The sequence below is a fragment of the Ochrobactrum sp. XJ1 genome (assembly GCF_024701725.1).
In the GTDB taxonomy this organism is placed as follows: domain Bacteria; phylum Pseudomonadota; class Alphaproteobacteria; order Rhizobiales; family Rhizobiaceae; genus Brucella; species Brucella anthropi.
This window is the reverse complement of record NZ_VDGD01000018.1, coordinates 38,492-58,585: the sequence shown is the minus strand read 5'-3', so window position 1 is coordinate 58,585 and position 20,094 is coordinate 38,492. Positions and strand designations below refer to the sequence as shown.

The following is a 20,094-nucleotide window of genomic DNA, read 5'->3' as shown; positions in this document are numbered from 1 at the left end:
AAGGTGGCCCGAAACCCCGAACTTTAGGCAATCTGGCCGCCTTCCTTCGCATTATGGGTTGCTGCGGATAACTCAAGGTCCTGAACAACGACAAACGGGCGATTTTTCAGGCGGCATCCCATGCAGAGCGTGCCGTTACCTATCTGCATAGCCTTCAGCCTGACGCGGGCGAGATCACAGCCGAAGTTGACGAGATCGAGGAACGTCGCGCCGCTTGAGCGGCGCGGGAAAGGATGAGCCATGGGCACCATTGGAGAATTGGAACAACAGGCAGGCATAGGACCGGCGCGCGAGGAACGCGCCGCCTTCTGGATGCAATTCCGGCATCTCGAAGGGAGAGCCTGCCTTGAGGCCGGAGTTGCGGAACTGCACCGGATTATTGCGGAAAAGGCGGAGCTTGCTCGCCATGCCATGAAGGAGGACGGCCTATGACTGATTTGGAGACCCTGAATTCTTTCGTGCCGGGATGGAGCGAAATCCCGAACGGGATGATGACGAACCCACATGACGCAGGCGGCATTATCGATTGCACTTTCGTAACCGGCGAATGGTTTGTGATCTTCAATGATGATCGCCCTATGCGGGACGGTTTCGCCACGCGGAAAGATGCCATCGCAGCCTTTATCGAGGCTGCCCGTCCTCAAGTCCGATAGAGGCCGAAGGCTGACATGAAGAATTCATTTCAGTGGAAGCGCTGGAATCTTGGTTACACAAAGGAGGTCATGGACCGCGATCCTGACAGCCCTTTGACGCAGGCGCTTTTATCGTGCTGGCCGCCGCGTATCCAACGGGCGCTAGTGGCCCGGTTCAAATCGCGGGCACAGGAGTTTGTCCCGGATCGACCGGACCAAACCCCTCGAAAGAGGGGAGGGCAAGCCGCCCCTCTCAATCTCACCCCATGAGGGAAGGGCGGTACGCCCCTCCCTCAAACACCCTCCCATGGGAAGGAGGGACGGTTCCCTCCTCCTCCTTCCCAAACCCTTCCACCTCTCCCTGGCAGTGGGTAACGATGCGGGCAGATTCGCCAGTACCGAGAGAATCAGTCATTGATGATCAGTGCCGGAAGTGTTCGTAAAGCCGGCCACGATGATGCGATTGCGCTTGTGCGACAATGCGATCCCACAGGCTTTGGGTTTAGGAAAAACCCTTACGACGCAAGCGCTTGTCAAGTTGTGACCGGTTCGCTTGAAAGCTGTAGCTCGGAAAATTTCCCGAATCATTTTGCTTTATCAAGCAAATCGGTTAGCGTTTGCGGCTGACGCGATTGCGAGTCGTGTGATTTGGAACGAGGAGAAACCCTAACCCGGAAAAAGTAAACCCCGACGCAGCAAGCTACATCGGGGGGAAAGAATGATCTTAGAAGCGATTGCCGTCGCTCCGAGAGACCCATCTCAAAAACTCAAGTCTCAATCTAAGGCTCCTTTCCCTCACTGTCAATATCGAGCGCAGCTTTTGCGAACGGGTGAGCTTTGCCCGGATTTCAGAAAGGAATCCGATGCAGACCATCGCCAGTTTCAGAAGGGTGACGCCTGGCATTCTTGCCAGCGCTGCCCTTGCCATGAGGGAAGACAACCGCCCCGCGACCAAGGCGCAGGTTGCGAGCGCGCTAAAGAAATGCGCCGGTCGCCTTGGCATAAAAGGCTATCCCTACCAGATCCTCGACACGCTTCTTGCTATCTCCCCGGCAGAGGACTGGACAGAGGGCAAGCGTCCCGTCGTCGCCATATCAAATGCCCGTTTGGCCTATGATCTTGGCGTCTGCGAGAAAACCGTCACCCGCGCCATTCGTTCGCTCGTGGAGGCGGGCATTGTCGCTTATCGCGACAGCCCGACCGGTCGCCGCTATGTAAATCGGGAAGGCGGGGGCAGCTTCGGCCTTGATTTCTCGCCCGCCAGAGCGCGGCTCGCGGAACTCGAAGAACTGGCGAGCGCTCATGTCGATGAGTGGCGATCGATGCGCGAGACGACACGGCAAAGCCAAGGTGTCGCCCGGCAGATCGTCGATGCGCTCGAACAGCTTCGCCGTGATGGTCATGAGACGCAGGGTTTCGAGGAGAAGTTCAATGCGCTCGTAGTCGATTTTCACCAACAGAGGGCAAATCCTGACTACCTTGCGCAGCTCGTCGACCTCCTAAAGGACGCACTTGCACTGTATGAGCCGTCCGAGCAACCTTCGGGGTCATCGCCACAGAATGATGATTCTGCCGATCAAAGCCGTAAAGAGTCCCCCGCGCAGGACAATTCTGTCCCCCCATATACAACTACAACCCCCACGACATTAGTAAGAAGAGAACGGCATCGCGCTAACGCACGATCGATTCAGTTTAGTTCTGAGATCGGCTCCGCCGATCAATGGGCTCTCGAAAAAGAGCCTGTGCGAGCGGAACCGTCTGCGCAAGACCGGGAACGTAGTGATGATGATCCTGCAACCACCCTTGATCTGCTACGGCTAGCTTGCCGCCAGCTTCAGGCCGAATATGGCATCAGTTTCTCGTCCTGGCGCGATTTGGAGGGGCAGGCCGACACAATCCGGGCGCTCATACAAATACCGCGCGAAACATGGGTCGCGGGCGTACAGGTCGCCGGCCGGATGAACGCGGCCGCGGCGCTCGCGATCGTGGCTGAGAAGCTGGTGCGGTCCGCCGCGCTGAAGCCGGGCGCGGCCGAGATCGCGAAGCCGGCGCGCTACTTCCTGTCAATGCTGTACCGCTCGCCGAAGGGTGAATTGCACCTCGCGCCGACACTGCGGGCCTTGGCGAAATCTGCCATGAACTAGGGCGCTCGAATTGTTGAAGGCGAAAGGGAAGCCCCCGCCGAAGCAGGCCGGGGGGACGGCGCGAATACCGATGATGGTCATTGGCATCGAGGTCCTGCCGGCAAGATGTAGGGAGCTGTGCACGCTTTGCAAAGCGGCGCTGACAGTTTGAGGTGAAGGACCAAGCTACCGGCCTGGTTCATGTTCCAGATTGCCGACTGTCATTTCGATAGACGGGCGCGAAAGCTGTGTAGCGTAGCTGGCGGCACGGAGCAGGAAGTTTCGTGCGCGCGACGCCTAGGCCATTGATGTCAATGTCGTCGGGACGAACACTGTGAAGCCGTGCCGGTCAAAATGCCGGTTTCGGCTATGGAATGAAATGGGACGAGAGCAAAGACATAGCGATCAAATCCCTTTGCATGGCAGCGTTGTCGATCGAATAGGCCACTAGGACCGTCCGCCCGGCCAGCAACAGCATAACCGAACGATTTTCCCCGCGCCTGCGGCGCTTCCTCGCGAGTCAAAATCGCCCGCCAATGCCGTCCTCCGCTGCGCTGCGGCCCTTCGGGTGCAGCCCGGTCTTTGTGCGGTCCTTTCTCGTGTCCATCGACAACGCAAGCAAAGGAGATCGCGCAATGTCTGACCTCGTAAACTTCATCCAGATCGACGCCGAAACCGACACGCTGACCGGCAACCTCGCAACGCTGACCTTCGACATCGACATCACCGGCGAGCCGGTTGAGAGCACGAACCCTCAGGCTCCGGTCTACCGGCTTTACGCGAAGTCCCCGCGCAACCGCCGGATCGAGATCGGCGGCATCTGGAAAAAGAAGAACCAGAGGGGCGGCGAATACTATACGCTCACCGTCAACACCGGCTTTGCAAAGCTGAACGCGAACCTGGGCCGCTATCCGGGGCAGGATGACGAAAGCCTGATGGCGGTCATCCCCTGGGATTGATCCACCCGGCCCCCGCTTCGGCGGGGGCTTCCCTTTCGCCTTCCCTGAGACGGAGAGTTCAATGACTGATTCCCAAACCCACCTGTTTCGTGTGGAGCTCGAACGCCCAAATGGCGCCCTGGATTGCTATCCGTGTGTATCGCTCGATACGCTGCCCGAGCTGATCGTTCCGCTCATCTCGAGCGCTGATGAACCCGCCGGCACCATTGTCCGCGTCTACGACTATCAACGCTGGACGCCCGACAGTGAAAGCGGGCTCATACGTGCCCTGTCTCTCCTCGAATAGGACTTGCCCCTTGTTCGATCCGCGCCGGAGGCGGATCGAACTTTCTCGCCAACGGGCGAGGGGCGATGCCCCTCGTCCCGATAGGTCAGGATGGCACCGAACCGCCCGATCCGGTCAAATTCGGTCGCTTGCGACCGGAACCGGAGCCACGCGCAGCGGCGAGCCCGCGAGCATGGCGAGGCTCTGCAATTTGACCGGATCGAGGATCGGTGCATTTCAACAAGGAAATAGTCGCCGGCGAAGCCGGCCTTCCATGCAGTAAGGGTTTTTCCAGCCCGGAGGGCCGAAGCCTGCTTTCGAGGGAAAGCAGGCGTAGCAGGCGGAGGCCTGAGCGCGCCCCCAATGGCGCCGTAGAGAAGGCCGGAGCCTGTGGGAAAACCCTGCGGCTGAAGGCCGCCGTAAAACGCTGTCCCAAAACTGACGTTTTTGATATGTTGTTTTTGTTACGGGTTTTCTGACAGATTCGGGAGGTGATATGGCACACACTGACATTTGTCCCAAAAATGACCGTTTTTGGCACAGGGGGCTGAATGCTAATCGGCTACATGCGTGTATCGAAGGTGGACGGCTCGCAGAGTCTCGACCTGCAGCGAGATAGTCTCGTGCAAGCGGGAGTCGATCCGAACAACATCTATCAGGACCTGGCGTCGGGGAAACGCGACGATCGACCGGGCTTTGCGGCGTGCCTGAAAGCATTGCGGCGAGGGGATACGCTTGTCGTGTGGAAGCTCGACCGGCTCGGCCGCGATCTGCGCAACCTGGTGAACACGGTTCATGATCTTACAGCGCGAGACATCGGCGTGAAGGTCCTAACCGGACATGGCGCATCAATCGACACGACGACGCCGGCGGGCAAGATGGTTTTCGGGATCTTCGCCGCTCTGGCTGAGTATGAACGCGAACTGACAATAGAACGTACTGTGGCGGGCCTCTCTGCTGCGCGAGCGCGCGGGAGAGTAGGAGGGAGACCGCCGAAAATGACCAAGGCGAAGTTACGTTTGGCTATGGCTGCGATGAGCCAGCCGGGAACGAAGGTCGGGGAACTATGCCGAGAATTAGGCATTACCCGATCGACCCTTTATCGGCATGTCGGGCCAGACGGCACCTTGCGGACCGAGGGGAAAAAGCTCCTGCCAAGCTAGTCGTATTTGACATTGAAAATGTCGCAGGATTCATTGTGAAATGATTCTGCTGGATGGAGCAAAACATTGACTCCATTAAGGGAGATGATAACGGTTAGGACGTTCTCTTGTATAAAAGTACACCAATAAGCGCACCAAATAAAATCGAACGTGGGAACGACAGACTGGCGGAACAGATGAAGGGCATCTCAAAGGTAATAACGTTTGACGGCCCACCTGAACCAGAGAAAATAAAACCGGGTGAAGCCGGCGTGAATCTCTCTTGGTTGACAGAACTCGCGGATAACCCTCCTCCAAAAAACAGGCATTGGTCTAAGATGCTTCGGGAGTTGGTGTTAAATCCGCGAGCGGATGGGACAACTCCGACAAATGACGAGCTGGCGGCTAAACTCGAAGTCTTTCGAGATACAGTGATGCGCGCCAAAAAGCGTTGGCAAAAGATCGGCGTGATCTATCGCGTCAATTACAACGGCGTTTATGCTTACAATCCCAAAATGCTTGTCGCGAAAGACAAGGACGGGAATGTCATAAAGCACGTGTCGATTGATGTGCGGGCGGCGTCCGATATGGAGGCCTACCACTAGGACGACTAGCGGTACTTCTCAAAAAGATCGACCTGTTCGGGCTTGTCTCCGGCCGTCTCTGGATGTGCCGGAGCACTCGCATTTTCGCGTGCGGCCGCGGCCGCCGCTTTGAAGGCTTCTTCAAGCGGCAAGTCCTCTTGTTCGGTATCTTCGGTCGAAGGGAGCGCACCTCGTGGCGGCGGCGAGTTCTTACCAAGAACCGCCTTCACATAGACGTCGATATCGGCGTCACTGGTGAAGGTGCCGGTTGGTTTAAAGGTGTAGGTCCACTCGGCCGGAACGTTCGACGGGCGATGATCCTTTGCGTCTTCAGGGAAGGGGAATTTGACCTGATAGACGTTCTTGCCGATCCCGGTAACGAAGGCGGTCACACCTTTATCATCGACGCCCAATTCCGTGCTGAATTCCGATCGTTCGATAGGGCTGGCGCGATGCGTCTCCTTCAGCCATTTCGTCGTGCCATCGGTCATCATGTCCCGGCGATACTCATAGAATGTCGTCTCGCCCAGGTCACGTTCCATGCGTTCGGCTGTGGGGCCAAAGTTGATACGAGTTATGACCTTTGTGCCAACAGACGCAATGAGGACGTCAAGGACTTCCTGTCCGTAGTTTTTGGCGATCTGTGACAGGTCTTGCAGACCGAGAACGGCACAGACCCCCTTGGACCGACCGAGAGTAACGAAGCGCTCGAAATCCTGAATTTCAGGAAGCTGACCCCATTCGTCAAGGAAGAACCATATACGGCGCAGGTCATGGTCTGAAAGCAGGTTACTGTCCGTTACCGTAGAGACTGCGACCGCGTAAAGCGCGGAGATCCAGCCGTCAGACAGTTCGGCATATCGACCGGAGTGCTGGACAATGACAGTTCTCTGATCGGTCTTGTTGACCAGCCATTCACGCAACCGGAATCGCTGTCTTCCCTCATAGGTCGGCCATGCCGTCGCCAGCATTTCGAGCAGGCGCATATTCGTTTCGAGCTGTCCGAGAGTGGACATGACCTGCTTGTAATCGGCGGTCAAAAATATGTCGGCTCCGCGCTGATACTTGAGCATGATCCGGAGCAGTTTTTCCTGATCCTGACGCGTTTCATTGAGCAGATCGAGCCATGTCCATTCCTTCGGTTTTTCCGCCATCAGCTTGATAGCGCAGCCGGCGAGGACAGCGCGAGCGCTCTGCGTAAAAAACGGATGTCCGTCATCGGGAATGATACGTTGCGCCAATTCAACAGCGTCCTGTGACACGATCAAATCGGCCGCAATATCCCAAACCGCCGAACGGTCATCCTGTGGCGCCAGAAGAAGCGGAGGAACCTCTTTTCCGTCACGAACCGATGGAGGTGTTATGCGGGTATAGTCACCCTTCTCATCGAAGATGATAGCTTTGTCCCCGCGTTCGACAACGGAGCCGATCATGCGACGAAAAGTTACCGTCTTGCCACCCCCCGGAGCGCCAAGGATGAATGTGTGATTTGTCTCGCGAGGGAGCGTGTAATGCCATCCATTGAACATATGGATTCCGCGAGTCTTCGGATAGCGATTGTGCTTCTGCTCGTAACGAGCAGCACGCAACAAAGCGTCCATTCCCTCTACGACCATTCCCGAGATAATGATGCGTTGCCGAACCACGAGCCACTTCTGATAAATGAATACTCCGAGGAGGGCGAGAGCGACTATAAGAGGCGCAATAACGACTACCTGGTTGCGAATAGCTGAGCCGGCGAGGGGGCTTCCGATCGCTTCAAGATGGGATCGGCAAGCGCCCCATTTCCATATCGTCAGGCAATCCCATGCCTGCGAAAATGAGAGTTGGACGAAATGACCGTTCGCCGTAGGCCATGATGGGTTTACGAAACGGAAGTACCACAAGAGCGGCGTCATGACCGCCGCCACGATAGCAGTGATAACGAGAACTCCAACAGCAGGTTCAGGCGGTTTCCGTATCATTTCTCAAAAGCCTTCCTGCCTTTTTCGATCATCGCAATGCGAAGCTTCTCGTTATCCTTTTGCTCAAAAGCAGTCAGCAGCACACCGAGGATAAAGGCGGGGTTCTCACCACGAAGACCTGCCTTCACGACGAGCCCACCAAGCATGATTTTCTCATGCGCATCCTTTTGCCGATTTGCCGCCATCTTGTCTCGATACTCCCTTTGTCGCTTACCAAGCAGGAGCGCTAAGCGTCCCGCTTCACTCGGCGGGTGTTTGTTGAAATCGCTCGGCCACCTCTTTCAAAGCCTTGAGCAGATCGCGATCGGAGACTTCAACGTCAGCGAGGCCGGCTTTGACCGCTAGGCTTCCCAACCTTTCAGCTTCTTTTGCGCGCTCAGCGTCTAGCTGCTGCTGGAGACGTGCAATCTCGTCTTGGATCTTCGATACCTTTGATGTGCGAGCCACGAATAACCTCCGTTGTTGCGCTGTACACTCGTCATTGATACCGCCAGTTGCTCTATACGGCAAGATTGAATTCCACTCGATAAGCTGTCGAGCAATAGCGAGACACAGAGAAAAACAAAGGGTTGGCGTAGCCAACGCATTGTCAGTCCCGTCCGGAGCCGCGCAGCGCTCCGGTTTCTAAGGGCGCACTTATGTATCGACAAGTCGATACCTGCTTGTTATGTGTGTTCGCATGGCGATATTTCATCTTCATGCGAAGGTTTTAAGCAGGGCGACCGGGCAAAGCGCGGTCGCAGCAGCATCATATCGCCACTGCGCCGCCATGACTAATCAGACCTATGAACGGTCCTATGATTTTTCCAACAAGAGGGGAAACGTTCACAGCGAATTCGCGATACCAGCTAATGCGCCGGATTGGGCGCAGGCTCTTGCGAACCTTTCCCCGGTTCAAGCGTCGGAGGCCTTTTGGAATAAAGTTGAGGCATCCGAGAACAGGAAGGACGCGCAGTTTGCTCGTGAAATGACACTTGCCCTGCCCATTGAGTTTTCGCGAGAACAGAACATCGCCCTGGTCCGCGAATTCGTGGAGGAGAACTTTTCAAAGAAAGGGATCGTGGCGGATTGGGCGTATCACGAGATCAAGGGCAATCCGCACGTTCATATCATGAGCGCTTTGCGGCCTCTGACAGATGAGGGATTTGGAGCAAAAAATGTTCGCGCGGTTGATGAGAATGGTGAGCCGAAATTCTCGAAGAACGGCCATGCTCTCTATCGCCAGTTCGCCGGAGACAAGGAGCTCATCCCTGCACTGAGAGAAGCATGGGCGGATGTGCAGAACCATCATCTTGCCTCACACGGGTTCGATATTCGTGTTGACCACCGCTCCTATTCAGAGCAGGGAATTGCGATCCAACCAACCATGCACCGCGGGCCTACCGCCGAGGGGATGGACCGGAAAGGGGTGAAGTCGGATCGCATAGAGATCAATGCAGAGATCGAAGCGACACGCCGCCAGCAGGTGATGGCAGATCCTTCCATCATCCTGAAGCTGATCACCGCTGAAAAGTCTGTCTTCGATGAGCGCGACGTTGCGCGAACAGTCCATCGCTACACCGATTCCTACGAGGATTTTCAGGCTCTGTTCCTCCGCGTAGGCGCGCTTGAAAATCAGGTGATGATCGCATCACCGATCTTTGATCCGATGACAGACAAGATCATTGAGCGCGCAAAATATACAACGACGGAAGTGCTCGATACCGAACGAACCATGATCGCTTCTGCGCGGTCGCTAGTCGGTCGGGACGGTTTTGCGGTCAATCAGAAGAGCGCCGATAAGGTTGTCGCGGATGTTGAGAAACGTGCCGGTTTCAAATTCGATCCAGAGCAAAAGGTTGTCATTTCTCGGCTGACTGAAAATGCGGGTATCGCCGTCATGGTCGGTTACGCAGGTGCCGGCAAATCGACAGTGATGAACGCAGTACGCGCGGTTTACGAGGGAGAGGGGAGACGTGTCGTAGGCGGAGCGTTGGCCGGCAAGGCTGCTGTCGGATTGCAGGAAAGTGCTGGTATTGAATCCCGCACACTTGCCTCCTGGGAGGCATCTTGGAAGAACGGCCTTCGCCAGTTGGGGCCGGGCGATGTGTTCGTACTTGATGAAGCTGGCATGGTCGGTTCGGCACAGATGCAGCGATTTGTTTCTGCGGTGGAGGAAGCCGGAGCGAAGCTCATCTTACTTGGCGATGCGCGCCAGTTGCAGCCGATTGAAGCTGGTGCCGCCTTCCGGGCTATTGCCGATGACGCAGGGTATATCGAGCTTACAGGCGTTCGCCGTCAGCGCGAAGAATGGATGCAGAATGCGACCATTGAATTCGGCAAGGGGAATACCGCGGACGCGATCGGGCGCTACGTCGAACATGATCTCGTACAGCTCGAACCTGACAGTGCATCGGCTCGGAATTCTTTGATCGCCAATTGGCGGAGTGATTGGGAGGCCGGCGTCGATGTGTTGATGCTTGCGCATCGCAATGTCGATGTCCTCGCTCTGAATATGGCTGCCCGTAACGTCATCAAAGAGGGTGGCGGTCTTCAGGAAGAACACGGGTTCCGGACTGATCGGGGCCAGCGTCAGTTTGCGGTTGGGGATCGTATTGTATTTCTGGAGAAGAGCCGTGAGCTTGGCGTCGAGAACGGTTCATTCGGCAATGTCGAGGAGGCTAGTCGCGGCCGTCTCGTGATTGGTCTGTTTGACGGTCGAAGCGTCACCGTCGCACAGAGCGATTACGCGAATATCGATTATGGTTATGCAGCGACGATCCATAAGAGCCAGGGCGCGACGGTCGATCGTGCCCACGTTCTGGCGAGCCCGACGATGGACGCGCACATGACGTATGTTGCGATGAGCCGGCATCGAGATAGTGCGACCCTTTATGCAGGTTCCGATGAATTCGGAACTCTGGATAAGTTGGTGGATACACTTTCACGCGATCGCATGAAGGATACCACGCTCGCTTATGAACGGACTGACGATTACCGTCTGAGCGTGAAGGAATTTGCTGAACGGCGAGGCATCCCATCATTGAGCGAAATTGGGGATATGTTCCGTCATCAGCTTGCGGCATTGCGAGAGCGCTTCACGAAAATTGCAGAGCGTTTGGAAGCCATCGGTACGAAATTCGCCCATGTCATTCGGCCCGAGCAGCATCAGGGCAAAGCCGCCGAACATCGGCCGGAATATCAACCGTCACAGCGGCAAGTCGTAACGGTTCCGGACATCACATTCCCCGAAATGACTTCTGCGGTTCGTCAAGCCCTTTCCCGATTGGAGCATAATCTAGGACATGCCGAAATCTCCGATACGGATCGTGCACGTCGGCGTTGGTTCACGAGTGCTGGATATGAATTAAGGGACGGTTCAGCCGCCACGGATCTTCAGCGCTTCAATCGGGAAATTGCGTCCATTGTTCCGCAAGCGACTGTCGTTGCCATCGGTCCGGATCTCGGCGCCGACGATCGCAATCAGGTTCAGTCGCTGATACCGGAGTCGGTTCGAGAGGCTTTCATCGACAACTGGCCACTGATCCATGCCGGGCAGAAGGCCGGTCAGGACCTCACGCGCCTCGAAATCGCGCAGACGCTCAACAGCGAAGCGAAAGAGAGGCTGGTAGTCGAACAGTATGAAAAGAGGCAGGCGATGTTTGCGACACCAGAAAAACCCCTTGTTGCAGCTATCTCCGACTGGCGCGATAGCATCGAGGCGACGGTTGCGGCACGGATGGAAACCCGGCCGGTCATGCAATCAGCAACACGCCGTCTTGAGACGGCTGTTGCAGCCGTTTGGCAGCGGCCGGAAGCTGTGCTTTCTGCGCTGCGGAACCGGATCGATGACGGACGGGTTCCAGTCGCCGATTTCGCGCAGTCCATTCGGGATAATCCAGCATCTGTTGGCGAGCTTCACGGCAGCAGAAGCATGTTCGGCCGAAATGATGGCGTGCGAGAAAAGGCGCTGGCAGCGGTCTCGCCGGCGATCTCGGCCTTGCAGGATTACGGCCAGGTTCGAAGCAATCTGAGAAATGATCTGACCAAGGACGAGCAGCGGTTCCGTACCCTGATGCGGGAGCCAGTTGATGATCTTTCGCAGGCTGCACGCGAGCTTGTCGGTCGTATCGAGAGAACGCCTGCAGATCGTCTAGGGACGTTGATTAGATCGGCGGATGATCAGCAGGCAATGGGTGAGTTGCGCCGGTTTGTCGAGACAGTTCGCGACCGGTTCGTTTTGCCGGGAACAAATGAGCTTGATCGCGATCGCCTCGCCCAGGCGATGCCTGGTGCTGATCAGCAGCGGGTTGAAGCGTTCGCAGCCGGGTACGCGAAAGCTGACCAGCTTGTGACGACCGTTCAGGCCGCTCAACAGGCGCAGAAAATCGAGATGGCACACGAGCAGCAGCAAACGCGCGGACGAGAGAAGGGGCACGGAATCTCGTATTAAGATTGTAGGAAAATGCCCGCTTTGGTGATGCTGTATATTGCAAAATCCGTCAAATTGGGTAGGACTGAATTTGAGAGGGTGATCATTCCATTGATCGCTTGTCCATAATGAGAGACAAGGCGACTTTTGATGCGGAACTCAGTAATTGTAGCTCTGGCATTCCTATTAGGTGCCTGCGCGAACAAGAAAGAGAATTTCGATACTCTATCGGTTAGAAAATATCTCGATTCGTCGTTGGCGACTGTGAATGAGGAAAATCGATATGCTTCGCTATATCCTAGAGCACTGGAGCCTCACGCAAGTAATACTGTCAGGCTGCATCCAGAAACCGCCGGACAAGAACTTTTACAGCCGGTCCATGCCCGTTGGAACGGTACTCTTGATGATATCACACGGAAGGCGGCCCGCATGGCCGGTTATTCCGTTCGGGCGAATGGAGAACGTTCAGGGTCTCCAATCTTGGTTTCGGTCCATTGGGCTGACATGACGCTTCTTGGACTTTTGCGGGAAGCGTTCGGCCAAGGAAAGGGGCGTGCATGGTTGGAAATTGACCAGTTCGCACGCGTCATGACCATCCACTACGCCCGGCCTGAAAAAAGCCCGGTCCCGCACCTGGACGACACCAAGCTATGAAGCAATTTCCAACAATCCTTGCCGCACTGTCCGTCTCTGTTGCCCTGGCCGGTTGCACCACGACCGGTTCATCAAATCCGGACGAACCGCCTCCACCTCCAACCCTTGGCGGAGTGGACAATCTAACCGGCGGGACGGCCGCACCGATGACTTACGAGCAGTTTGCCCGTAAGACGCGCAGCGGGACCGGTGCGAACGCGGTTGATTCAGAGCGGTATTCGGCGCTGCGCGACGCAGCGCTCTCATATGCCGCTCAGGCCGCCTATGAGCGGCGTTCGTGGGAGATCCTGAGAGAGCTTGAGGCGCAATCGTCGAGGCTTTCGCAAGAGTTCAATTTCAATGATGTGGTCTACAAGGCACCGAAAGAGGCGGGCTATGTCGTTCCTCCTGTTGTGAGCAGGGCCAAGGAAGCGATCACCATCACGGACGGCGGCCGCGAAAGCGTTGCGGCCGATGAATATTACCGCATCGAGAAGCCGGGTCGCCTCGTGGCCGTGATACCGAGCTGGCGCGATTATCTGGTTATCGGCGTCGATAAGACGCCTGATCCCTCAGACCAGTTCCTTCCTTCTGGAAAGGAAGAGCGAAAGATTTGGGACCGCTATATGGCTGAAGGCTGGCGGCAGGGGCGGATGCAGGCCGAGGAAGCATTGAAGGAGAACATGAACCTTCTTCGCCGCGACTATTTGGGAATGGTCGAATATCGGCGCCTTGTTGATGCTGGCCTGGTCAAGAGCCTTGTAGTGACGTCGAGCGAGGTTCGTGCCAAGGGCACGCCGGAAGAGCTGTTTATCGGCCAGCGCCGGGTGAAGATCGAGAATGCCGCAACATTCGTTTCCGACCCGCGGCGTTGGAAACCGATCACTCGGAGATTCGAGGTCTCCAAGTGAACGGAAATTCTATATCGAGCCAGACAAGCACGGTCGATCCCGCCGACCCCCTTGGCCTTCGCAAGCAGGAAGGGGGGTATGGCGGTCTCTTCATCGTCGTAGCGCTGATTGCTGTGGTTGCTGGCTATTGGCTCTATAGGCGAGGGAAATGATTGACGAATCGCGTCTGGACGATACTCCATTCAAGCCAACCGACTCCTTCGTACCCGTTCTGAAGGAAGAGCCGACGCGGTTTGATTCCTCGCCCGAGATTTTCGACACATTCATCGTTGGGGCCGGCAAGCGCGGGGCGTCTGACATTACCATCCAGTCGGAAGCCCGGCCGCGCATCCAGATCAATTCTCGCCAGCATTTCGGCACCAAGCGCATGTTACTGCGCTCAGAGGTCGATCTGCTGCTGTCGTACATCTGGCGATCGAGCGATGCACCGAGCATTTTGCGGCAGGGCCGTTGTCTCGATTTCTCCTATGAGGTCCAAGTCAGTCGCCATGAGCGGCATCGCTTCCGCGTCAATGCAACACCGATCACGAAAAACGGCGGCTCCGGCGTCGAATTGACGATGCGCTCGTTGCCGTCGCGCACGCCGACCCTGGACGATGTTCAGTTTGAGCAAGAGTTGAGGCCGTTCCTCAATCCAAAATCCGGCATTATCGTCATCGCCGGCGGTACAGGTCATGGAAAATCAACAACCATGGCCGCGATCACCCGTCACCATCTCGAAAACCACGAAAATCCGCGAAAGATCGTGGATTTCCAGGCTCCGATAGAATTCACCTTTGCCGACATTCTTAGCGAGCAGGGCGATTCTGCGAGCCTGATTGGCCAATCAGAGATCGGGGAGGGCCGTGATCTTCCGACCTTTGCAGCCGGAATCTGGTCATCCCTTCGGCGAGCGCCGGCGATCATCAATGTCGGTGAGGCACGCGATCATGGCTCTATGAGCGGCTGCATCGCGGCCAGCATTCAGGGCCACATCGTCAATACGACCACTCATGCCGGGTCGGTTGCCGAGGGCCTACGGCGCATGGCGATGGAGTTCCCGGCCGAGGAGCAGGCAGCGCGAGCATTCGACCTGATCAGCTCGTTGCAGATCTTTATCACACAGCATCTTATCCGCACGTCTGACGGCACAAGGCGCTTTGCAGTCCGCGAATTCCTTGTGTTCGATGATGATGTTCGCGACCGGTTTCTGGATAAGCCGATCGACGGATGGTCCGCTGTGGTGCGCCAGCTCCTGAAGGAAGGCATGAAGTCCGACAAGGTGATTGCACGACCGCTCGCGCAATCCACCATGAAACTCGTCGATGAAGGCTGGATCACGTTGAGCGAGGCACGGAGCTTTATTCCGCGGTCGATGTTCGAGATCCTTGCATAGAGGAGAAACGGGATGGCTGATCAGGATTGGTATACGGTTATGCCCATGACCGAGGCCCAGGAACAAGATGCGCGGGGAGACCTGACGCTGATCATACGCGGCGAAGATCGAGATTTAGCCTGGGGCCGGCTGCGCACGCTCCTCGATCACGAGCTTGCTGAGATTTCACATCCTGTCATGACGCAAGGAAGTGTGCGGTCGCTGAATCCGACCGACAAGGGGCTCGCCTTTTTGGAACGGTGAAGAAATGACAAAGAACAGCGTTGGAACGCCGCCTGTGCCTAAAACAGGCCTCATCGTTGGCAAAGCACAGTCGGGAAAATCCGTGACAATGGTAACAATTCTGCGCAAGTTGATCCGCGCGGATAATAATGGGGTGGGTCAATGAACGAAATAACGGTCAATCTTTCAGATGATCAGGCTAGGGCATTCGCGGAGTTCCTGAAACGCGTCTTGCCAGAGGATTTTGAGCGGCGCTCCGTCGACAAAGCCGAAGCCAACCGTATGTGGGACGCCGGATCGGAAATCCGACGAGCATTGGCCGATAAGGGCTTTTCGCCCCGGTGAATCAAAAATATTCAGCAATATCAATGGCTTAGTTCCATAATAAGGGTTATGCGACTAAGCCATTGAATTTATTGGAATAAATATGGCTACTACTTCTTGCCGTCATTGTTCGTACTCACCTGTCGCCAGCAACGCTCCATACTGTCCTAAGTGTGGTGGCAAGAGGCCCGGCGAGCGGTGGTATGAAATACCAGTTGGATTAATGATTCTGGCAGCAATCTGCTACTTGGCGTGGCTGTTCTTCTCGTAAGGGGCGTTACGCAAGGCCGCCGACAAACCCGCTTAGCTCATCAAGCCGCACCATCGAAATCCGTACTGTGCCACGACAGCCGCGCGCTCTGCAGATTGTTTCGCGCTCGAGCTCGTCGATGTACAGGAATTCGCGTTCCGGCGAGACGCATACGATGGCACGGGTGAGGTAATGCACGTGACCGCATTTCCTGCACCGCGCTTCGAGCTTCTGGTTGTCGGCCAGGTCGCCGACCTTGACGCTTTGTTTCCAGCCCATCACCAAAAATCCTCCGCGGACGGAATGCGTGTGTATGAGATCTTGCCGCCGACATGACCGCCGGCCGGCGGCCGCCATTGGCCGAGACTGACGACCGTGGCGGCATAGCGCGCATTGAGGTTGTCGATCGCCTTGCTGGCGTTTTCCCAACGCCGGCGCTGCCGATCGTCATTGAGAAGCAAATCTAGCTGGCGCTCGTGCGCCGGCGTCAGATCATAGAGCGTGACGCCAATCCGGAAGATCGTAAGGCCGCGTGGATAATCCTGCGTGACCTTTTCCCATAGCTCAGAGAGCGCTGATAGGATCGCCTGGTCGTCGTTGACAACCGGCAGGTGACGCTTTCCCATCCACGATCCCTCTCGGATCGATAGCCATAGCCAGACACCGGACGCGTAGAAATTCTCGCGGCGCAGCCGTCGCGCCGCCTTTATCAAAAGCAGACGCGAGATTTCCCGCGCGCCAGTGATCGTGCGAGATTCCGGAGGAAGGACGCGCCCATGTCCGAACATGCCCCGGCTCGATGCCTGGGCCTGGATGTCGTAGCCATGGAGCGCATACCAGAGCCGTTCTCCGGTGACATTGTTCCAGAGCCGGCGCATGTGCTTCGGCTGGAGATTGTAAAGTTGCTCGGTCGTATAGATAGACGATCGATAGAGCCGCTTCGCCATGTTGCCACCGACGCCTGGAATGTCTTCCATCGCAACGGCGAACAACGGCGCCGGCAGATCAACCGGCCGCCAGATCGCCAGCCCGTCGCCGTACCGCCCTGCCCCACGCTTACCCTCTTTGCAGGCGATTTTTGCAAGCTGGCGATTGGCGGCAAAGCCGATCGAACATGTGATAAATGGGCCGACGTTCTCCGCGATCGCGGCCTTGATGCGGGCGGAAAGCCCCTCCGGGTCATTCCGGCCGCTCTCGTCGAGACGACAGGTCAGCTCGTCAATCGACTTCGCCGTATCGATCGGAATGACGGTCTCGATTTCTGACAGCAGGGCATTATGAGCCCGCCGGTACAAATCTGGCTTTTGTGGAACAAGCACAAGATCCGGACAGAGGCGTTTCGCCTCATCGATCGGCATTACATTCTTGACGCCGTAGGCCTTTGCCTCACGACTGCACGCGATGACTGCCGAGCGGGTCGTGCCGGCGAACGGTACGACGCCGATCGGCCGCCCCCTCAAGCGTCGGTCACACTGCTGCTCAACGCTTGCGAAGAATCCGTCAAAATCTAGGTAGAGCCGTTCGATCGTCTCCGGTTTGCGCATTCTGTCTTCGCTCCTGCATAGAACAAAAACAGAACAACGGAGAGACGGTTCCCGTCAAGAGGAATTTTTTCTTATGCAACGGTAAGAGCCGTTTGCTTGGTGGCGGAAATGAAAAAGGCCCGCAAGGCGGGCCTTCTGCGCTTGGACGACCGTTCTTAGCCGAACGGCAGGAAATGACGCCGAATTTTCCTGGCGATCACGTTTGAGAATATCAGCAACGCGGCAAGAGCCGCAAAAATCGATATTTCGAAGCTATATTGGGCGGGATTAGCAAAGATGTTTCCAACTCCACTCGTTAGCAGCATGAAAGCCCAATAGCCGGCCAAGCAGACGAAGACGACGGCGAGGACCGTCGGAACAGAGAAAACGATAAGCAGCGGAGTGAAGATCACCATCCGCACCACTTTTTCAGTCTTTGTCAGACCGTGGGCGTCAACGTCGTAAATGGGACGCAGATACTTCGGTAAGGTCATATCGGCTCCTTTCGCGCCGTTGTTGCCATCATTGAACCATAACTCAGAACCGCTCTTATAGGAAGGTTCGGCCGGCACCTGTTACTTCCGAGGCAGGAGTTTTCCGACTGTAGTTGGGATATGCTTCGCCCCTTCAGAAAGTCGGCCGAGTTCCTTGGTTGTACCCATGGCTGCAATATTAGCTCGCATCGCAGAATGTGCATCGAGGTCGTCGCCGATATGGTCGAACCACCGGAAAACCCGGCCCGGAAATTCTGCGATCAGGGAGAATGATCGCTCAATGATGACGAGATAGACCGCCGCCATGAAAAACATGACGACAAAAATCCCAAGGAACCATGCCAAGCTAACAAAGCTATCTCCCACGAGTGATTGAGCAGAGGTCAGAGCGTAGTAGAGCCCGCCATTAATGAGAACACCCATGATCCGGAAAAGGATCATTCCGAGGAGGAGCCCAAAAAGCATGAGGACCGGCGTCAGAGTGAGCGCCAGCACCATGACATAACCGCGCCGGGCCTGGCTGCCGCCCATCCCCTTCCCTTCCATAGAGAGATGCGCGATCGCCCAAAGTGGGGCGGCGAAGATGGCTTCCATTACCAGAAGGAAGAACGCGCCAATTCCGATCACCCATGTCACCATCGGAACCATTGGAAGCACGAAGGCAAGGAACATGCCCATGGCCCCAATGCCACTTATGACCCAACCGACGAAGTTCGAAAGGACTGTTATACCGGTTCCCACGTATGGCACCACTGCAAGGACAGACAACGCGATGATCGCAGCGGTCGTATAGAACGTGACCTGCGTTCCAAACGTGACGAGACCGATCATTGGATCGTTGGTGGGCCTCATAGGATTAAGGAACTCCAGTGCCTCGTAAAGCGAACCAGCAGATGGCATCCAGTCGGAAATATCGCCGCCGCTGTCCGCGAACGCGACGCGTTCATTTACGAACGCCCTGATCCCGCTTCTGGCGACGCTTTCGTTCCACCATTCAACGGTACCGTTGTAAGTCGCCGAAATCTGGTCGAGGAACTTCTTGGCGTCGCCGTCAGCCGAGCCGAGTAAGTACCAGTTGTTATCCGCGTATTGGGAAGCAATCGCATTGCGCACCGATCCACCCGGATTCGACGCGGCGCCGATCGCTCCTCCTGGCGTCACTTTCGGAAGCGCAGTTGCTACCGAATTAGAGTCAGCCGACAGCCGTGCGATGAGCTGATAATAGAATCCCGCTTGCAACCAGCCGCCGTTCTTGAGATTGCCGGCTAGTGCCTGGCTTTGTGAATCTCCGACGGGCGTCACCTGCAGTGGATCATCTGCTTCCGCAACGTCTTTGCCGGCTTTCTGCAATTTATCATCACCGATATATTGCTTCAGGATATCCGCGTGCTGCTTGCGCCAGTCGTTGAGATCTTTGCGAAGATCACGATAGGCCGGCAATTGTTCACGCTTGCTGATCGCCTGGGCGAGCTGCGCAGCAGTGCCAGAGAAGCTGTCAGCGGTTTTGGTAACAGCTTGCTGCATGGCTTGAATGTAGTCGTTATAGGACTTGCCGGCAGCTTCAGCCAGTCGCTGGAAACCCGTCGTTTGGCCGGGCAGGCTGACGATGCCACAAGCACCATAAGAATTCGGCAGGCTATATGCCATTTGCGGTACACCTGATACCGTTCGCCAAGACCCGCGCGAGATTCCGTCTAGTCCATCACCTCCTTTGGACACTTCGAGATTGTACACCGCCTGGCAAAGTTCGGCCCGCCACAATCCCTGCAAGAATTGACCGTCAAGGGCGTCATAGTCACCGCCCACGACTGGCAATCGCTGTTCAACGATGAGATCGACCGTCTCATTCCAGAAGAATGAGGCGGTGGCCGTGCTCACGTTGACCATGTAGGCAATGCCATGCTGAGCGGCATTATATCCGGTTGGCATGGGAATTAGGGCACCTACCGCGAGGATAGTGCGCAACGGCACCCACATTGCCGAATGCCGTCTTCCAAGTATCTCGCCCTCGTGGGCGGTTTCCGTGACGCCTACGACAACATTGTAGATGAACAGGATTGCCGCAATCGCGAAGAACAGAACATTGAAATTCGCGATCAGCGAGGAAATGAGGGTTTCGTCGTTAGGGCCGGTGAAGAGCGGCCCAAAGATCATATTCAAGAAGGAATTGGACCGTGCGTCTCCCTCGCCCTTGATGATATCGGCAATATTGATGTCGTCGGCGTGCGCGACGCTTGCCGAGATCATCCAAAAAGTAGCGAGAAGTCCCACCCGGTTCATGA

At 56.2% G+C, this 20,094-nt stretch carries 22 protein-coding genes; 14 read left to right on the top strand and 8 right to left on the bottom strand.

Features of this window, described 5'->3' with window-relative positions; genetic code table 11:
* Positions 1-23 precede the first annotated feature (23 nt).
* A complete protein-coding gene (locus FG152_RS23955; RefSeq protein ID WP_498988802.1) occupies positions 24-242 on the bottom strand; it encodes a hypothetical protein in 219 nt (72 codons plus the stop codon).
* Between FG152_RS23955 and FG152_RS23950 the strand changes: the two genes are divergently transcribed.
* The 7 genes from FG152_RS23950 (at position 241) to FG152_RS23920 (ending at position 5,726) form a co-directional block, all read left to right on the top strand.
* The gene (locus tag FG152_RS23950) at positions 241-432 is read left to right on the top strand and encodes a hypothetical protein (protein WP_100560281.1); all 192 of its coding nucleotides are present in this window, start codon (positions 241-243) and stop codon (positions 430-432) included. The two genes, FG152_RS23955 and FG152_RS23950, sit on opposite strands and share 2 nt — an antisense overlap.
* Positions 429-653: a hypothetical protein gene (locus tag FG152_RS23945; protein WP_100560283.1), complete on the top strand. Its 225-nt coding sequence runs from the start codon at positions 429-431 to the stop codon at positions 651-653. The genes FG152_RS23950 and FG152_RS23945 overlap by 4 nt, the downstream gene beginning before the upstream one ends.
* A gap of 842 nt (positions 654-1,495) precedes the next feature.
* Positions 1,496-2,776, top strand: a complete 1,281-nt coding sequence (gene repC / locus FG152_RS23940) for a plasmid replication protein RepC (protein ID WP_100560285.1) — start codon at positions 1,496-1,498, stop codon at positions 2,774-2,776.
* 614 nt (positions 2,777-3,390) lie between these two features.
* A complete protein-coding gene (locus FG152_RS23935; RefSeq protein ID WP_100560382.1) occupies positions 3,391-3,714 on the top strand; it encodes a DUF736 domain-containing protein in 324 nt (107 codons plus the stop codon).
* Positions 3,715-3,775: 61 nt separating this feature from the next.
* Positions 3,776-4,000: a hypothetical protein gene (locus FG152_RS23930; RefSeq protein WP_100560287.1), complete on the top strand. Its 225-nt coding sequence runs from the start codon at positions 3,776-3,778 to the stop codon at positions 3,998-4,000.
* Between the two features lie 530 nt (positions 4,001-4,530).
* Complete coding sequence (locus FG152_RS23925) at positions 4,531-5,142, top strand: recombinase family protein (RefSeq protein ID WP_100560289.1); 612 nt, start codon at positions 4,531-4,533, stop codon at positions 5,140-5,142.
* 107 nt (positions 5,143-5,249) lie between these two features.
* The gene (locus FG152_RS23920) at positions 5,250-5,726 is read left to right on the top strand and encodes a hypothetical protein (RefSeq protein WP_146617407.1); all 477 of its coding nucleotides are present in this window, start codon (positions 5,250-5,252) and stop codon (positions 5,724-5,726) included.
* 5 nt (positions 5,727-5,731) lie between these two features.
* On the opposite strand, the gene FG152_RS23915 is transcribed toward FG152_RS23920, so the two are convergent.
* The 3 genes from FG152_RS23915 to FG152_RS23905 are packed head-to-tail and all read right to left on the bottom strand — an operon-like array spanning position 5,732 to position 8,116.
* Positions 5,732-7,669, bottom strand: a complete 1,938-nt coding sequence (locus tag FG152_RS23915) for a type IV secretion system DNA-binding domain-containing protein (RefSeq protein WP_100560293.1) — start codon at positions 7,667-7,669, stop codon at positions 5,732-5,734.
* Complete coding sequence (locus FG152_RS23910) at positions 7,666-7,854, bottom strand: conjugal transfer protein TraD (RefSeq protein ID WP_100560295.1); 189 nt, start codon at positions 7,852-7,854, stop codon at positions 7,666-7,668. Before FG152_RS23910 ends, FG152_RS23915 begins: the two co-directional genes overlap by 4 nt.
* A gap of 55 nt (positions 7,855-7,909) precedes the next feature.
* Complete coding sequence (locus tag FG152_RS23905) at positions 7,910-8,116, bottom strand: TraC family protein (protein ID WP_157803361.1); 207 nt, start codon at positions 8,114-8,116, stop codon at positions 7,910-7,912.
* Positions 8,117-8,336: 220 nt separating this feature from the next.
* On the opposite strand from FG152_RS23905, the gene traA reads away from it, so the two are divergent.
* The 7 genes from traA (at position 8,337) to FG152_RS23870 (ending at position 15,566) form a co-directional block, all read left to right on the top strand.
* Positions 8,337-12,101, top strand: coding sequence for a Ti-type conjugative transfer relaxase TraA (gene traA, locus FG152_RS23900; protein ID WP_100560299.1), 3,765 nt, complete (start codon positions 8,337-8,339; stop codon positions 12,099-12,101).
* Positions 12,102-12,230: 129 nt separating this feature from the next.
* The gene (locus tag FG152_RS23895) at positions 12,231-12,734 is read left to right on the top strand and encodes a DotD/TraH family lipoprotein (protein ID WP_498988794.1); all 504 of its coding nucleotides are present in this window, start codon (positions 12,231-12,233) and stop codon (positions 12,732-12,734) included.
* The gene (locus tag FG152_RS23890) at positions 12,731-13,624 is read left to right on the top strand and encodes a type IV secretory system conjugative DNA transfer family protein (protein WP_100560303.1); all 894 of its coding nucleotides are present in this window, start codon (positions 12,731-12,733) and stop codon (positions 13,622-13,624) included. Before FG152_RS23895 ends, FG152_RS23890 begins: the two co-directional genes overlap by 4 nt.
* Complete coding sequence (locus FG152_RS23885; protein WP_157803363.1) at positions 13,621-13,776, top strand: hypothetical protein; 156 nt, start codon at positions 13,621-13,623, stop codon at positions 13,774-13,776. The genes FG152_RS23890 and FG152_RS23885 overlap by 4 nt, the downstream gene beginning before the upstream one ends.
* Positions 13,773-14,999, top strand: a complete 1,227-nt coding sequence (locus tag FG152_RS23880) for a type IV pilus twitching motility protein PilT (RefSeq protein WP_100560305.1) — start codon at positions 13,773-13,775, stop codon at positions 14,997-14,999. The genes FG152_RS23885 and FG152_RS23880 overlap by 4 nt, the downstream gene beginning before the upstream one ends.
* Before the next feature lie 12 nt (positions 15,000-15,011).
* Entirely contained in the window at positions 15,012-15,242 is a 231-nt protein-coding gene (locus FG152_RS23875) for a hypothetical protein (RefSeq protein WP_100560307.1), read from the top strand.
* A gap of 141 nt (positions 15,243-15,383) precedes the next feature.
* Positions 15,384-15,566, top strand: a complete 183-nt coding sequence (locus tag FG152_RS23870) for a DUF7706 family protein (protein ID WP_100560309.1) — start codon at positions 15,384-15,386, stop codon at positions 15,564-15,566.
* Between the two features lie 256 nt (positions 15,567-15,822).
* On the opposite strand, the gene FG152_RS23865 is transcribed toward FG152_RS23870, so the two are convergent.
* From FG152_RS23865 to FG152_RS23850, 4 genes are all read right to left on the bottom strand, one after another.
* On the bottom strand, positions 15,823-16,074 hold the full coding sequence (locus FG152_RS23865) for a hypothetical protein (RefSeq protein ID WP_100560310.1): 252 nt from the start codon (positions 16,072-16,074) through the stop codon (positions 15,823-15,825).
* Positions 16,074-17,339 (bottom strand): Y-family DNA polymerase, encoded by a 1,266-nt coding sequence (locus FG152_RS23860; RefSeq protein ID WP_100560312.1) that lies wholly within the window; start codon positions 17,337-17,339, stop codon positions 16,074-16,076. Before FG152_RS23860 ends, FG152_RS23865 begins: the two co-directional genes overlap by 1 nt.
* 155 nt (positions 17,340-17,494) lie before the next feature.
* Positions 17,495-17,890: a hypothetical protein gene (locus tag FG152_RS23855; RefSeq protein ID WP_100560314.1), complete on the bottom strand. Its 396-nt coding sequence runs from the start codon at positions 17,888-17,890 to the stop codon at positions 17,495-17,497.
* Positions 17,891-17,893: 3 nt separating this feature from the next.
* Complete coding sequence (locus tag FG152_RS23850; RefSeq protein WP_100560316.1) at positions 17,894-20,092, bottom strand: DotA/TraY family protein; 2,199 nt, start codon at positions 20,090-20,092, stop codon at positions 17,894-17,896.
* Positions 20,093-20,094 lie beyond the last annotated feature (2 nt).

What these genes read in the sequence shown, in the direction of transcription:
- FG152_RS23950 (WP_100560281.1), top strand. Translation starts at nt 241, where the DNA reads ATGGGCACCATTGGAGAATTGGAACAACAGGCAGGCATAGGACCGGCG.
- FG152_RS23955 (WP_498988802.1), bottom strand. Translation starts at nt 242, where the DNA reads ATGGCTCATCCTTTCCCGCGCCGCTCAAGCGGCGCGACGTTCCTCGAT.
- FG152_RS23945 (WP_100560283.1), top strand. Translation starts at nt 429, where the DNA reads ATGACTGATTTGGAGACCCTGAATTCTTTCGTGCCGGGATGGAGCGAA.
- repC (WP_100560285.1), top strand. Translation starts at nt 1,496, where the DNA reads ATGCAGACCATCGCCAGTTTCAGAAGGGTGACGCCTGGCATTCTTGCC.
- FG152_RS23935 (WP_100560382.1), top strand. Translation starts at nt 3,391, where the DNA reads ATGTCTGACCTCGTAAACTTCATCCAGATCGACGCCGAAACCGACACG.
- FG152_RS23930 (WP_100560287.1), top strand. Translation starts at nt 3,776, where the DNA reads ATGACTGATTCCCAAACCCACCTGTTTCGTGTGGAGCTCGAACGCCCA.
- FG152_RS23925 (WP_100560289.1), top strand. Translation starts at nt 4,531, where the DNA reads ATGCTAATCGGCTACATGCGTGTATCGAAGGTGGACGGCTCGCAGAGT.
- FG152_RS23915 (WP_100560293.1), bottom strand. Translation starts at nt 7,669, where the DNA reads ATGATACGGAAACCGCCTGAACCTGCTGTTGGAGTTCTCGTTATCACT.
- FG152_RS23910 (WP_100560295.1), bottom strand. Translation starts at nt 7,854, where the DNA reads ATGGCGGCAAATCGGCAAAAGGATGCGCATGAGAAAATCATGCTTGGT.
- traA (WP_100560299.1), top strand. Translation starts at nt 8,337, where the DNA reads ATGTGTGTTCGCATGGCGATATTTCATCTTCATGCGAAGGTTTTAAGC.
- FG152_RS23895 (WP_498988794.1), top strand. Translation starts at nt 12,231, where the DNA reads ATGCGGAACTCAGTAATTGTAGCTCTGGCATTCCTATTAGGTGCCTGC.
- FG152_RS23890 (WP_100560303.1), top strand. Translation starts at nt 12,731, where the DNA reads ATGAAGCAATTTCCAACAATCCTTGCCGCACTGTCCGTCTCTGTTGCC.
- FG152_RS23880 (WP_100560305.1), top strand. Translation starts at nt 13,773, where the DNA reads ATGATTGACGAATCGCGTCTGGACGATACTCCATTCAAGCCAACCGAC.
- FG152_RS23875 (WP_100560307.1), top strand. Translation starts at nt 15,012, where the DNA reads ATGGCTGATCAGGATTGGTATACGGTTATGCCCATGACCGAGGCCCAG.
- FG152_RS23870 (WP_100560309.1), top strand. Translation starts at nt 15,384, where the DNA reads ATGAACGAAATAACGGTCAATCTTTCAGATGATCAGGCTAGGGCATTC.
- FG152_RS23865 (WP_100560310.1), bottom strand. Translation starts at nt 16,074, where the DNA reads ATGGGCTGGAAACAAAGCGTCAAGGTCGGCGACCTGGCCGACAACCAG.
- FG152_RS23860 (WP_100560312.1), bottom strand. Translation starts at nt 17,339, where the DNA reads ATGCGCAAACCGGAGACGATCGAACGGCTCTACCTAGATTTTGACGGA.
- FG152_RS23850 (WP_100560316.1), bottom strand. Translation starts at nt 20,092, where the DNA reads ATGAACCGGGTGGGACTTCTCGCTACTTTTTGGATGATCTCGGCAAGC.